7 protein-coding genes are annotated in these 14,709 nt (G+C 38.0%); 1 reads left to right on the plus strand and 6 read right to left on the minus strand.

The window, feature by feature from the left end:
* Positions 1-57: 57 nt before the first annotated feature.
* The 6 genes from RGQ13_RS03580 to RGQ13_RS03605 form a co-directional block, all read right to left on the minus strand.
* The gene (locus RGQ13_RS03580) at positions 58-4,845 is read right to left on the minus strand and encodes a thrombospondin type 3 repeat-containing protein (protein ID WP_348392189.1); all 4,788 of its coding nucleotides are present in this window, start codon (positions 4,843-4,845) and stop codon (positions 58-60) included.
* 248 nt (positions 4,846-5,093) lie between these two features.
* The gene (locus tag RGQ13_RS03585; RefSeq protein WP_348392190.1) at positions 5,094-7,646 is read right to left on the minus strand and encodes a beta-glucosidase; all 2,553 of its coding nucleotides are present in this window, start codon (positions 7,644-7,646) and stop codon (positions 5,094-5,096) included.
* A 25-nt stretch (positions 7,647-7,671) separates the two neighbouring features.
* Positions 7,672-9,075, minus strand: coding sequence for a sulfatase (locus tag RGQ13_RS03590; RefSeq protein WP_348392191.1), 1,404 nt, complete (start codon positions 9,073-9,075; stop codon positions 7,672-7,674).
* 224 nt (positions 9,076-9,299) lie between these two features.
* Positions 9,300-10,379, minus strand: a complete 1,080-nt coding sequence (locus tag RGQ13_RS03595) for an SGNH/GDSL hydrolase family protein (protein WP_348392192.1) — start codon at positions 10,377-10,379, stop codon at positions 9,300-9,302.
* Between the two features lie 7 nt (positions 10,380-10,386).
* Positions 10,387-12,051, minus strand: coding sequence for a sulfatase family protein (locus RGQ13_RS03600; RefSeq protein ID WP_348392193.1), 1,665 nt, complete (start codon positions 12,049-12,051; stop codon positions 10,387-10,389).
* 35 nt (positions 12,052-12,086) lie between these two features.
* Complete coding sequence (locus RGQ13_RS03605; protein ID WP_348392194.1) at positions 12,087-13,106, minus strand: LacI family DNA-binding transcriptional regulator; 1,020 nt, start codon at positions 13,104-13,106, stop codon at positions 12,087-12,089.
* Between the two features lie 280 nt (positions 13,107-13,386).
* On the opposite strand from RGQ13_RS03605, the gene fucP reads away from it, so the two are divergent.
* Entirely contained in the window at positions 13,387-14,691 is a 1,305-nt protein-coding gene (gene fucP / locus RGQ13_RS03610) for an L-fucose:H+ symporter permease (RefSeq protein WP_348392195.1), read from the plus strand.
* Positions 14,692-14,709 lie beyond the last annotated feature (18 nt).

The raw sequence follows: 14,709 nt of genomic DNA on the forward strand, positions 1-14,709 counted from the left end.
TTTCTATGAGTGCTAGCTAGTGGTTAGCTGCAAAAGGTCTCAAAGATATAAACCCTACTATTTAGTTCTTCTAGCGAAGAAGCCAAACGATAATAACATCATTAACCAATATGCTGCGCCACCACCACTACCTTCTGGGTAAAGTTCATCTGCAGAGTGTTCTGCTTCAGGTAAGGTAACTTGCAATGTTTTCTCTGTGATTGAAAGGCCATCGGTAATTGTCACAACAATTTCTACAGTAGCACCTACACGGTAATCATAGTGATTAAGCTTATAGTTTAAGCCCGTAACATGTTCGCCATTAGAGTTTGTAGCAGGGTAACCATCAACCATCCAAGAAACTTCTAACTCATCTCCATCAATGTCTGCTGCTTCAAGTAAAATTTCAGTAGTGCGCTCTTCATCGTTAGTAATAGTTTCACCTTCAATGAAGCTGAATGTTGGCGCGCTATTTAACTGTACTAATTTAGTATACGTTACAGTATCTTTCTGATCTGATACTTCCACAGCAACTTCAACTACCTCACCAGCAGAGAAATCCGCAAAGTTAACTGTAAATGTAAGTTCGTTATAGTCTGTTACTTCAACACCATTTACAAACCACTTGAAGGTAATAGCATCGGCATCTTCAGGGTCATAATCAGTCATAGCAGCCGTTACAACGAAATCACCATTGCCAACATCTGTTAACTCTTCAAATATAACCACAGGTGCACTATTTTGTTTCTCACCAGGAATTGTAATTCGAGTATTCGTTGGCATAGACGCTAACTCACCACTTACAGCTACTACCTCGATAGAGAACGTACGACCAGAGTATTCTATTGATAAATTATCAAAGCTAATCGAATCAGTTGTTGCGTCTTGTACTACACCGTTTATTTTCCACTCATATTCAATTGCTGCTGAGTTATCAATGTAACCAACCGCCGTTAACGTGGTTGTATCGTTTGCGTCGGTAACGTTTAATGCTGCAATTACTGGGTTAAATGTGTCGTCAAATACGTTATGAACACCGTCATTATCTAAATCGTCATCATAAACGTCAATAACCATATCGCCATCTAAGTCGACAGCATTTCCGCCAACAGGTGTTAAATCTTCACCATCGAGCTCTAAATCACCATCATCATTGTTGCTTACCGCGTTTAAAATACCATCACCATCTGAATCAATGTCGTTGATAACATTTAGCTCTAAATCGTCAAACCAAACTTTTACTCCTGGATCTTGATTCATTACTATTTGTACTCGCAAAAGATCCGCAGGACTTCCTTCTCCATCTACATCAATTTGCGCATCAAATTCAAAATAAGTCCAATCAGTTGTACTGGTAAACATCTCATGAAGTTTAAGTGCGTTTGTTTTAGTCTTATCTATAGTGGTGTTTTTAGCCCAGGCTTGCACTTCTAATCTTGTTAAAGCAGAGCTTTCTGGTATTTCGATTTTAACCCAACCAGCAATTCTAACATGATTGATTTTTTCGCCTGTTACTGCTGTTAGTTCTGGGGACCTCAACTGAAAAATGTCAGTTGCAGGCGTTGTTGCACCTGGTTGCAACAAAAATGCATTAAGGGCATTTTTACCAGCCGTTTCATCTACATTTGCCGTAAAGTCAGGATTACCTTTGAACCAGGTAAACCATTTCATACCGTCTTTTCCTGCTGGAATATCATAATTAATATTCGCATTTCCACCAATAGCGGCTAATACGTTTGTTGCCGGCTGACTAAATAATGGTGAAGTTGGGTAACTATCATAAACATTATCCCACCCATCAAAATCTAGGTCGCTTAGGTTACTTTCTGGATCTAATGGATCTGTACCTGCAGATTCTTCTTCTTCATTACTATAACCATCACCATCTATATCAACTGGAGTTGAATCTGGGTTAGTTGGAGAACTACCTGCGTCTTCTTCTTGTTCATTTGTATAGCCATCTTCATCAATATCGACATTGTCCATAACAACTACCCATTCTTGGGTGTTGGCGTTACCATGAACATCGGTAGCTGTTATTGAAAGAGTAACTTCTTCATCTTCAGTATAATCAGCATATAATAAGGTCATGGTAGTTTCTGTGCTGTCTAATTGTTCACCATTTAACGTCCAATAAAATGTGAACTCATCGCCATCATCATCTATTATGCTTACATCAAAAATGCGGTCTGATGCTAACGTTGTTCCCATCGTATGGCCGAACCTTGGTGCTGCATTTTTTATGTCGCCAAGCATTTGAATCGTTTTACTAATTACAGCTGAAGGTTCATCGCCGCTGGTGGCTTGTACTGTGACAACAAATTCTCTACCGGAAGTATCATCAGTATTGACAAAAACTAATTGATTTCCAGTTTCAGCGTCAACTGTACCATTGATAGTCCAAACATAAGTTATGTCATCATCTAAATCGAATGCAACGGCAGTTAATGTACTTTCTGTTGCTGTTGTAATTTCGGTTAAATCTGGATTAATAAACAGATTGAAATCACTGTCAAAAGGATTGGCAACTCCATCGTTATCGTAGTCGTCATCGTAGTCATCTGGAATAGCGTCACTATCGCTATTTGGGGCATCATCACCTAAAGGTGTATCGTCTTCGCCATCAAGTAATGTTGGGGTCTCATCTGCAAGTTCAGCAACACTGTCATCATTGTTGTCTGACGCGTTAGAAATGCCATCGCCATCTGAATCAATGTCGTTAATTACATTTAGTTCTAAATCGTCAAACCAAACTTTTACGCCAGGAGCTTGATTCATTGCTAAATCAAAACGCAACGAGTTTGTTCCGGCAGGTAGCTCGTAATCCATTTCAAAATAAGTCCAGTCAATTGTACTGTTATATTTTTCATGTAAACTTATTTGCGGGTTATAGTAGTTCCCCGATGGTGACTTACTAAAAAGAGATGGTTTCAATAGAGTTAATTCTGCGTTGTCTTCCATTTCTATTTTAACCCAGCCAGCAAGTCGAACATGAGTTATCTGTTGACCTTCAACAGTGGTTAACGTTGGACTTCTTAATGCAAACTTTTGAGGATCTGCTGTAGTTTCACTTGTTTCTAATAAAAAGGCATTGGGTGCATTATGTCCTTCATTTTCATCAATTGTGACTGAGTATGAAGTTACATTCTTATGTTTCCACGTAAACCATACCGTACCGTCACCAGCGCTTGTACCTAAAGTGCCAATATCATTTGCATCTGCGCCAATGCCTGTTAATACGTTTGTTGCAGGCTGGCTAAATAGTGGTAGTGCTTCAAACTCATCAACATCATTATTCCAGCCATCACCGTCAATATCTGTTGAATTACTGTTAGCATCTTTCGGGTCGGTGCCCGCAACTAATTCATCTGCATTTAAATCACCATCACCATCGATATCATCATCGATGTTCAATGTGCGACCAGTTGTTGGGTCAACACAACTTAATAAGGTGGTGTCTGGGTTAATTGCTGCATCATTACAGTCAGCGGTTAAGAATCTATCAACCATATCTGCGGTTGCAGCTGTATAACCTTCATGAGTAGGATTGCTATCACCGTCTTGATCATGGGCTGCAATACTTTCATCAGGAAACGCATCAATCGGATTTGAGCTTTCTAATGCTGCTAAACAAAACTCATTACATGGGTCATTATAATAATCTGGATACTCATCACCATCGCTATCAACAGATGCTGCGGCGTTAAATGGCAGGTCATCATCGCCATCGGCAATACCATCTTCATCTACATCACCTGGGAAGTCTAAAGCATCATTTGGATCTGTTCCTAATAATCCTTCTTCTGTATTACTGTAACCATCTTCATCATTATCATAATCTACAGGAATTGTGCCACACATTTCATTTGGTGCTACACCTGTTAATGGGATAGTACATTGATCGGCCAAGTCATTACCCGTTAAGTCGGTAAAAGCGCCTATTTCATCTGGAAATGCGTCAATAGTATTTGTAGTTGTTAGTTTGTCTGCTTCACAAAATTCGTTACAAGGATCGTTGTAAGCATTAGGGTAGGTATCACCATCAGTATCAACTGAGAAGGCTGCATCGTTTTCAAAAGCGTCTTCGTCATTTAATATGCCGTCATCATCTAAGTCGTCATCAGTAACTGGTGGGTTAATAATTACTTCTGTTGACAAAAATATATCATCAAAAGCTATTTTATCGAGCCTATCTACACCACCAGAAACAATATGTATATTTACATTTCCAGTATATGGCTCTGAAAACTCATGAATGTATTTACCAATGACCCAAGCATTACTATTGTCATCAGGTAAAGTTTCAACTATTACTTCACCGGAATCTAATATTAATTTTATTTGGTTATCACTTGGGTATACAGCTGTTTTGCTCGTTGTTTGATACACATATGATAAGTAAAGTTTGCTAGAGTTTTCTATAGCAATAGGGGCTCTTAATTCAGCTGTTTTCCCCTCGCGAGCAACATACTTCTGTGTGCCTGCTTTATCATCAGCTCGCGTATATCCCGGAGGATTATAGTATGACAATTCAGGGTAATATCCAGTTCCACCTTTTATGCCATTTTTCCAAGACCATGTGACGTCTTTTGTGCAATCGCCTTTTAAACCATTTAGTTCGGAGCTAATTAATACATAGACAGCAGCTTCTAACAATGTATTACACAGGTCGAAAGATGGATTTACAACAAGGTTTTTACCTGCTGTCGTAGAGTTTATATGATTTAAGTAATTACCACCTAAATCGACCTCAGATGGAAAGTTTTCATCAATAGCTGCATTAGCCCCTACAGGTAAAAGCAAAGCTAACCCGAATGCTTTGCTGAACATTGTAAGTTTAGTCTTATTGGTTTTGCCGTAACTCATCTCTTTCCCCTGAATTTTTAATTCGTATTCGCATATTAGTTATTTTTATCGCGAGTATTAATATTTGTACATAACTTAATCTACCATATTTGACATCGTTATCAAGTTTATTCTTTACAAATCTTTACAGAATTACTTTTGCATAACAAAAAGCCAATAAATGATTAACATTTACTGGCTTTTATTAACGCTGTGTTGATGTTTTAGTGTCTTATTTAAGCACTGGAATTAAAATAGTATTTTCTATTTTACTGATACATAAAGCTGGTATTTAATTTAATATCAGTATGTGAAGCACCTATTAGAATATCAAATTGTCCTGCTTCAGCTAGCCAATCATTAGTGTTTACATCCCAAAACGATAAATCGCGCTGCTTTAATGTCATAGCTACTGTTTTAGTTTCACCTGGCTCTAACCAAACCTTAGAAAAACCTTTTAATTCTTTAGCGGGACGGTCTACACTTGCTTCAACGTCATTTAGGTATAATTGTACAATTTCACTACCGGCTACTTTACCTGTATTTGTTACCTTAACTTTAATTTCCACTTCTTCACCTGAAGAAATGTTTGCAGAAGAAAGTTCTACGTTATCATAACTAAACGTAGTGTAAGACAAGCCATGACCAAATGGGAAGATAGGCTTAATATTTTGCTGTTCAAACCAACGATAACCTATAAATACACCTTCTTTATAGAAAGATTCTTTTGAGTTGTAGTCGTTCAGTGCAATTGCAGCGGTATCTTCTAAAGCAACGGGTAGGGTGATTGGCATTTTACCGCTAGGATTAACATCACCAAATAGCGCATCAGCATAAGCGTGACCGCCTTCCATACCGCCGTACCAGCCCCACATAATTGCTTTGGCATTGTTTACCCATGGCATTTCAACGGCTGAACCTGCATTTAAAAATACCACTGTGTCAGAGTTTGCCGCTAATAAATTTGCAATAACTGTGTCTTGGCCGTTAGGTAGTTTCATATCTACACGGTCTTGCGACTCACGATCATCAGCATGGCTTAAGCCGCCAAAGTAAATAACTGCATCAGCTGCTTTTGCCGCTGCAATGTATTCTTCTTTGCTAGCAAATAAGCTGCTTGGGGCATCCCAACCTAAAACAAAGTTTTGGTTACCATCGTATTGAAGTTCAAACTTGTATTCTTTATCAATACTTAGTTCAAGAGGGTAGTTAAACTCCTTACCATCTTCACTTGAATGCGTTAATATTTTTTTGCCATTAACTTTTAACCTAAAGTCACCAATAGCACTTAGTTTCAAGGTATGAACACCTGATTCTAAAGGCTTAATCGTGGTCTTCATGGTGACATGTTCCATGCTTGAATCCGCAGGAGCGGTGTAAGCTGAATCGGGCACCCATGACCAATGTTTCCAATTTTTACGTGCTTTCTCTTTCCAATTAGATACTTGCCACGCTGGTGTGCCTGTACCAGGGTTACTCCTAATGATGTAATCGCCAGCAATTGCAGGAATACCAGTATCAGAGCGGGTGCGTAAAAAAGTAATATTTACATCGTCGCCAAGCTTAGTTTTTAAACCTTCTAGAGGGCTGATTTCGTAAAGTGATTTAACTTGTGAAGAGCCGCCGCCTTTACCGTGCTCTTTGTCAGTATTTGGACCAAGTACTAAGATGTTTTGAAGTTCATCTTTTACTAATGGTAATACACCGTCGTTTTTCAGTAATACAATACCTTCTTCGGCAATTTTACGAGCAGCCTCTCTGTGTTCAGGAATGTTACGCTGACCAGATAAACGGTTTTTATCCATCATGCCAATACGTAATTGCACGCGTAAAATACGACGAATTTTGTCGTCTAAAACGGCTACCGGAATTTTTCCTTCTTTCAGCATTTTCAAAAATGGTTTAGCTAATTTGTAATCATCAAAGCTTTCAGCGCGAGTACCCATTTCGATATCCAGACCGTTCATGGCAGCGTCATAGGTATTAATGTTTACGTCCCAGTCGGTAAGTAATACACCGTCAAAGCCCCATTCACCTTTTAGAATATCGTTAACCAAGTACTTACTTTGGTTGGCATTGGTACCACGGAAACTATTGTAAGCACCCATGATAGTGTAAACTCCGGCCTCTTTAACGCCGGCTTCAAATACTGGCAGGTACACTTCACGTAAGGCTCGTTCACCAGGAATAGCATCAACTTTTTGACGATTCAACTCTTGCGTATTTAGGGCGTAATGCTTTAAGTTTGCAGCAACGTCGTTGGCTTGAATTGCTTTGATTTCTGGAATAACCATAACTGACGCTAAATACGGGTCTTCACCAAAGTATTCAAAGTTACGGCCATAAGTTGGTAAGCGCGCTAAGTTAACACCGGGTCCTAAAATAACATCTTTACGACGATGTCTAGCTTCCGCACCCAATACATTACCATGCAGTTGTGCCATTTCTGGGTTCCAACTTGCGGCAACGGTAGTTAATGGTGGCAAGTAAGTTGACTGATCATCGGTCCAACCGGCAGATTTCCAGCTGTCCCTAGATACTTCTTTACGTACGCCATGCGGTCCGTCACTCATCCACATTTCGTGAATACCTAAGCGCTCAACAGATGCTATGGCAAATTTACTATTGGCATGAACAAGAGATACCTTTTCTTCTAATGTAAGCTGTGCAAGTAGGCTTTCAACTTTTTGCTCTACTCCCGCAAGCCTGTTTTGTAGCGGAGTAGCTTGTACTGTGCTGTTTGAATTTGTTTGTACGTCGGTACATGCAATTGTGCCGGTGCTTAATAAGGCTGCGGCAATTAATTTTAGTTTATAGTTCATTGATACTTTCCAGAAACGGTATAAATTATGATTTATTTGCGATGTGGATTTGTTGCTGTAATTGCACACTTAGATTTTCTACATCGTTTTGATATTTTTTATGTTCAGCAACGTTAACCAACTCTTCTGGATCATTGTCATGATCAAAAAGCATACGAGCGATTACTTTATCTTGCTTATTGCGCCATTCTGTATAATGAAAGCGGTTGGTTCTGATCGAATCTGAGTTTTTCCAACGAGTGAAAATCTCGTTTTTGCCTTTACTGTTTTTTGTGGTTAATTGCGGCACTAAGCTTACGCCATCTACTTGTTGTACTTTAGGAAGGTTAGCGAGTTCAACTAATGTTGGATAAATATCAACAGACTCAACAATGCCTTCAACTTTGTTGTCAGTTAAAAGCGCAGGGCCATTGAATATTAATGGTATTTGATTGGCTACACTGTAGGCAGAGTGTTTCGCCCATAAGCCATGTTCACCTAAACTCCAACCATGATCTCCCCAAAGTACGATTATCGTATTTTCATCTAACTCTAGTTCACTTAACGTATCTACTATTAGGCCAACTAAAGCGTCTGAATAGCTTGTTGCAGCAAAATAACCATGAACTAATTGTTTAGCTAAATCGGCAGGCATAGCACCTTTTTTAGGCATACCGTAGTAACTACGAAGCTCTCCCCAAGAATGGCTAGAGTTTTTAGGAGCATCTTTGGCGAGTGAATTGCTAGTAGCTACAGGTAACTCATCGTGGTTATACATATCCCAATATTTCTGCGGAGAATTGAAAGGTAAATGTGGCTTTTTTAAACCGACAGCCATAAAGAATGGTTGTTTATTTTTCTTAAATGTCTCAAGTTCTTGTGTAGCACGCTTTGCAATTTGACCATTGAAATATTGGAAGTCATCAACGTTAGCTATTTCAAAAGCTGGACCTTTTTTATTGTCATCAAATACCTTGTTAGCTTCAGCCGTTTGATAATTCATGCGAATTTTAAGGTTAGCCTTTTGGTTATTTTTACCTTTCAGTTTTAGAGCTTCATCTGGGCGCCAATTTGTATGCCAACCGTCTTTTTTATCATTTTGATTATTAAATACTTTACCTAAACTTACCGTAGTATATCCGTTACTTTTAAAGTGTTGAGCAAGGCTAATTGCATCAGGAGTATCAACGTCGGCAGGGCTAAAAGCTAAAAACCTGTCTTTGCTACCACGTATGCCAGTCATCAGGCTTGCTCGCGATGCACCACAAACTGGAATATTGCTGTAAGCTCTATTAAATGCCACGCCCGTGTTAGCAAGTTTATCTATATTAGGAGTTTTAGGACCTTGCTTTGCGTATGGGCCATAAGTGACGCGCATATCATCTATCATGATAAACAATACATTCGGTTTTTCTTGGGCAACAGGTTGTTCTATTGCGAAAACAGGCATCGTTATACTTATTGCTAAAACGGTTAATATGGTCAAACCTAAGTTAGATAAAATTTTTAGAGATCGCATTGTGCCTCAGTAAGTTTAAAATTATTATTAATAGTTAAATAGAATACAGATTCTGACAACGGTGTCAATTGATGTTGTATATTACCGTGTAAAGATTTTGTAAAAGAGCTTATGGCTGATAAATTCGTTAATGAACTTACCAGCTTAATTGCTAGTTACTTTATCAGCTTAGTTAATTCTTCTGCCAACATACGAGCGCCATTAACGCCTAAATGGACTGGATCTTTAGGATTATCTTCGCGTAAGTTTTTCGCTGAAGTAATTTCATCACCCTCAATTACAGTAATATTAATGTCGCCAGATAGTTGTTTTGCTTTCACGACATCAATTACGGCTTGACGGTAAGCTTGTATTGGTTGGTCTATATGCTTGGCTTTTTGAGTTTTTGTAAATAACGGTGTTATACAATAAATTTGTGTTTCAGGGTGATATTTACGGATGATGCTTAGTATTTCATCAATGTTGCTTTGGTATTGTTTTACATCTGCTTTTGGTGAGTTCCAATCATTGTAGCCAATTAGTAAGGTGATCAGCTTAATGTCATCAAAATCTTTTAACATTTCAGCAGTTGGAATAGATGTTTTACCCCCTCCTACAGCTATATTATATAGTTCTAAATCAAGAGCTTGTGAAACAATGTATGGGTAAGTCAAATGCGTGGCAGAACCTTGTCCAACACCATGAGTAATAGAGTCACCTATAGCTACGTATTTTGCTTTTCTAGGTGTTTTAATTGCTAATATTTCACTGTCATCATCTAACGTAATCGATTGTAGTGCAACATTAGACCAGCTTGGCAGTGTTAAACGGTACTCTTTGTATTGCGAGTTATCGCTTTTGTAATTGAGCAAAAATTTCTTATCTTTACGCTTAAATTTAAACGTTTTTACTAGGGTATCATTTTCATACAATGCAAATTCTGAACCTCTGTTCTCTTTGGGAAGAGGAATAAATTCAAAATTAATTTCTTGGCTTTTAGTGGCTAAGTTGACAACAATGCCAGATGTGGTTTGCGCTTTTTCAGGGTTAAAAGCTAGCTTCATTTTTGGAACTGCCAAAGTTCCTTTGTTATGGCGAGAAAAGCTAACTTGCTTGTTTTGATGATATACGTAGTTTGTACCTAAATAACGAATATTGTCATTTGCTAAGTCAACTGTTTTAGCCGCCATTGCCGGGGTAATAGCTGCGAAGGCAATTAAAGCCGTTGTAATAAAAAGGTGTTTTAAATTCATCATTGCTTTTCTACTTACTTAATTTTTTATTGATTTCTTGGCTTTCTTGCCAGCCATAACGTATCGCCTTTGCTGTTACCGTATCACCACTTTTAACGGCAAAAGGTTGATTGTAAACACGCCACTTTCCTCTATTTATTTGATAACCAAGTGATGCGCCATTATTGCTATTTGCTAGTACAACTAAACCTTCATTATTGATACTAATTGTTGGCTCAGGAGTAAGAGGTTGCTTACCTTGTGGCCAAAATAGATTTGCTTGGTCAATTTCTTTTAATTTACTGTAGTCTTTTACTTTGTGCTGCCAAGTAGTGAGTGCAGCACGCATTTTAGCTAATTGCTGCTGATGTGCAGGATCTTTAGCAAGATTATTTACTTCATCTGGATCGCTTTTTATGTTGTACAATTCTTCTTTGGGTCTTGGCAAAAACCAAGCTTTTTGAGCTGCGTTCATTTCACCGTTTTCAAACGTGCGCCATAACTCGCCCATAATAGGTAACTGCTCGCGATAGGCTAATTTTGTACCTCCGGGTTTATTCGGTAAATAGTTACGAATGTACTTAAATTCACTACTTCGAACGGCGCGTTCATAAAAATATTGTTCATCAAGTCTATCTTTTGAAGCAAATACATATTCACGTTTAGCTAGTGCATTATCTGCTAATAAGGCTGAACCTTGAATGTAACTAGGTACATCTACATTAGCCATGGCTAAAATTGAAGGTGCTAAATCGACAAAACTGATTAATTGCTGATTTACGGTATTTTCACTGATACCTTCAGGTTGGTATTTTTCAGGCCAATGTACAACTAGAGGAACTTTTATACCACTGTCGTAAATCTCACGTTTGCCTCGAGGTAAGCCATCACCGTGATCGGTAGTCCAAATTATTATTGTATTGTCGGCCAAGCCTTCAGCTTTTAATCTGTCTAAAATGGCACCAACTTGCCTATCCATTGCTGATACATTGTTATAAATTTGCGCTAACGCTTCACGAACAATTTTGGTGTCAGGGTAATAAGCAGGAACACTCACTTCTTTAGGCTTTATAATTTGTTTAACAATGCCTTTGGCAACATTCTTGGCAACTTTTTCAGGAAACAAGGCACTTTCATGGCTGATGTTAAAATGATACATTCCAAAAAATGGTTGATCTTGCTCTCTGCCTTTCCAGTCAGGTTTGCTACCTTCGTAATCCCAAACCGTGAAAGGTCCAGAATGAGCGGTTATTTCACTAAACTGATAATCTAATTTAGAAGACACATAAGTGTAATAACCATTCTTTCGTAATAGCTCTGGAAATGCTTTTATTTCTTCATTTGGCACTGCGCGATAAAGTGATTCTTTATAATCGCGAGTGCGCATATGTTGACCACCAATACTTGCTTGATGAACACCAGTAATTAATCCTGTTCTACTTGGCGCACAAACACCGGCAGTAGTGAAAGAGTTTGGATACATGATGCTTTTAGCTGCTAATGCGTCAATATTTGGTGTGATCGCTATGTCATCACCAAATGCTTTCACATGAGAGCTCATATCTTCAGCAACTAATAATAAGATGTTTGGCCGCGTATTTTTTGTAATATTGTCGCCTGAGGCAGAAGTATTGAAACTAATCAGAATAACTAGCGTTGTTAGAGCACGATTAAAGAATGTTGACTGTAAACTCATTATTTTTCCAATGGATGTTAGTTATTGATAATACGTTAATTTTTGCAAATGCTTGAGGAGTCTCTGATAACTAACTCACATTCAAATATCGACTTTATTTCGTCCCAAGTATTTTGCTTTATTTTACAAATAAGCTTTTGTGTTGCTATCTGGCCAAGTAAATGAATTGGTTGTTTTACTGTGGTAATTGCAGGCCATACTTGCTGTGATACTGAGGTATCATCATAACCTGCAATGGTAAGGTCTGCGGGGACGGCTAAGTTAAGCTGTTTGGATACTTTTAATACCCCTGCTGCCATGCAATCGTTGCTAGCAAAAATTGCAGAAGGTTTATGTTCTTGTGCAAGTAGTTGCCTTGCGCAATCTTCACCTGATTCAAAAGTAAAAAGCCCCTGCTTAATCAATTGTTCGTTTAGGTAGATATTATATTCTTTAAGAGCTTGCTTATAGCCAGCATATCTTTTATCGGTATCAGAGTGATCAGGATGACCCTTAATAAAACCGATATCTGTATGACCTAAAGATATCAAGTATTTAGTCATATCATATGCTGCTTTTTGATCATCACTACCTACAAATGGTGAATTATGTTCACTGTGAAGTGGTGAAATCCGCGTATATGGAATGTCTTTATTTTCTAGAAGTTCAATTAATTGATGATTGTCACTAAGCGGCAAGGTTAGAATTACACCATCTTGTGGTGAAGCATCTAGAAATGTTCTTATAGTTTCAATTATGTTTTCATCTTTATGGTCACAAGGAAATATCTGTAAATTATATCCTTCCGCATTTCCTTGCGCCATGGCCCCATTTTGTATTTCGAGTATATAATCAGGATTAGGGTTAGAATATAGCAAGGTGAGTATAAAGGTTTTGTTGCCTCTTAAACCTCTGGCCTGAGGGTTCGGTTTAAAGTTTAACTGGGCAACTGCAGAGTTAACCTTATCTTGCATAATAGGTCTAACATTAGGCTCTTTATTCAGCACCCTAGATACAGTTTTTACTGACACACCAGCCAAAGCGGCGACTTCTCTAATTGTAACTTTACTATTCAATTTTATCGTCCTAATAAAAATCATTAAGCATTTGCCAATGACTCAATAATTTTTTAATTCTTCTTTAGTGAACTATGCAGTAAAATAGATAACGTTGTCAATAAGGCGTGTCATATTATAAATTTATATTGATTTACACAAAAAAATTCCGCTATAGTGCTACAGCTAAATTATTTATCCGTGTTAGTTGTGTTCACTAAATTGAGTTCTTGATAGGAAATGTAAAATGATAAAACCTTTAATACCAATTCAATATGACTATATCTAAAAAAGGTTCTCTATGTCTGACTTGAATGCTAAGAGTCAATTAAGTAACAAAAATAATGTTGAACAAGGCTTAAGCTATAATTTTACGTTAGTTATTTTAACATCTTTGTTTTTTATGTGGGGCTTTGTTGCTTGCTTAAATGACATACTCATTCCACATTTAAAAAATGTATTTGATTTAAATTACACGCAAGCAATGTTGGTGCAATTTTGTTTTTTTAGTGCTTATTTTCTGGTATCAATTCCAGCTGGGAATATTGTAAAGAAAATAGGCTATAAATCGGGGATCGTTACTGGGTTGTTCATTGCTGGGCTAGGCTGCCTCACTTTTTACCCTGCTGCATCAACACAATCTTATCCTGTGTTTTTATTAGCCTTGTTTGTATTGGCTTCCGGAATTACTTTTTTACAAGTTTCTGCAAACCCCTATGTAACTTTACTCGGCCCCGTTAAAACTGCATCGAGTAGGTTAACATTAACCCAAGCATTTAATTCACTAGGTACAACGATAGCACCATTAGTAGGTGGTGCCTTTATTTTGGCATCAGTAGCACTTGGCGTTGAAGAAATTGCCCAATTACCTTTAGCAGAGCAAGCCATGGTAAAGACCGAACAGGCAAATTCTGTCAAATATCCTTACTTAGTCGTTGCCAGTATTTTATTCAGTTTAGCAATTATTTTTATCGCACTGAAACTGCCAAATTTACATCGAAATGAAGTTGATAACCCGCAGCATAGCTTAGAAAGAAAAATCTCAATTTGGAAAACCCCACACCTGTTATTGGGCGCTGGGGGGATATTTGTTTATGTTGGTGCTGAAGTTGCAATTGGGAGCTTGATTATTAACTTTTTAGGCGAAGATCATATCGCTGGAATTTCTCAATCTCAGGCTGCAAATTACGTTGCCTACTACTGGGGCGGCGCTATGGTTGGTCGCTTTGTTGGCGCTGCTTTAATGCGCTACATTGCAGCAAATAAAATTCTAACGTTTAATGCGCTGGCAGCCATGTGCCTAGTATTAACTGCAGTACTAGGAGAGGGGACACTTGCAATGTGGGCTATTTTATCAGTTGGCTTATGTAACTCAATTATGTTCCCTACTATTTTTAGTTTAGGGATTCAAGATTTAGGGAAGTCTACAAGTCAAGGCTCAGGAATTATGTGTTTGGCAATTGCTGGTGGAGCAATTGTGCCAATGATTCAGGGGATTTTGGCAGATTTAATTGGCATTCAATTAGCATTTATTGTGCCTGTTTTTTGTTATCTATATATTGTATTTTATGGTGTAAAAGGAGCGAGCATTAGGCTCGATAAGTAAATGAGCAAAGCGTTATCA

The sequence above is a fragment of the Thalassotalea psychrophila genome (assembly GCF_031583595.1).
In the GTDB taxonomy this organism is placed as follows: Bacteria; Pseudomonadota; Gammaproteobacteria; order Enterobacterales; family Alteromonadaceae; genus Thalassotalea_A; species Thalassotalea_A psychrophila.

Excerpts from the sequence above, each read along its gene's own strand:
- RGQ13_RS03580 (WP_348392189.1), bottom strand. The coding sequence starts at position 4,845 with ATGAGTTACGGCAAAACCAATAAGACTAAACTTACAATGTTCAGCAAA.
- RGQ13_RS03585 (WP_348392190.1), bottom strand. The coding sequence starts at position 7,646 with ATGAACTATAAACTAAAATTAATTGCCGCAGCCTTATTAAGCACCGGC.
- RGQ13_RS03590 (WP_348392191.1), bottom strand. The coding sequence starts at position 9,075 with ATGCCTGTTTTCGCAATAGAACAACCTGTTGCCCAAGAAAAACCGAAT.
- RGQ13_RS03595 (WP_348392192.1), bottom strand. The coding sequence starts at position 10,379 with ATGATGAATTTAAAACACCTTTTTATTACAACGGCTTTAATTGCCTTC.
- RGQ13_RS03600 (WP_348392193.1), bottom strand. The coding sequence starts at position 12,051 with ATGAGTTTACAGTCAACATTCTTTAATCGTGCTCTAACAACGCTAGTT.
- fucP (WP_348392195.1), top strand. The coding sequence starts at position 13,387 with ATGTCTGACTTGAATGCTAAGAGTCAATTAAGTAACAAAAATAATGTT.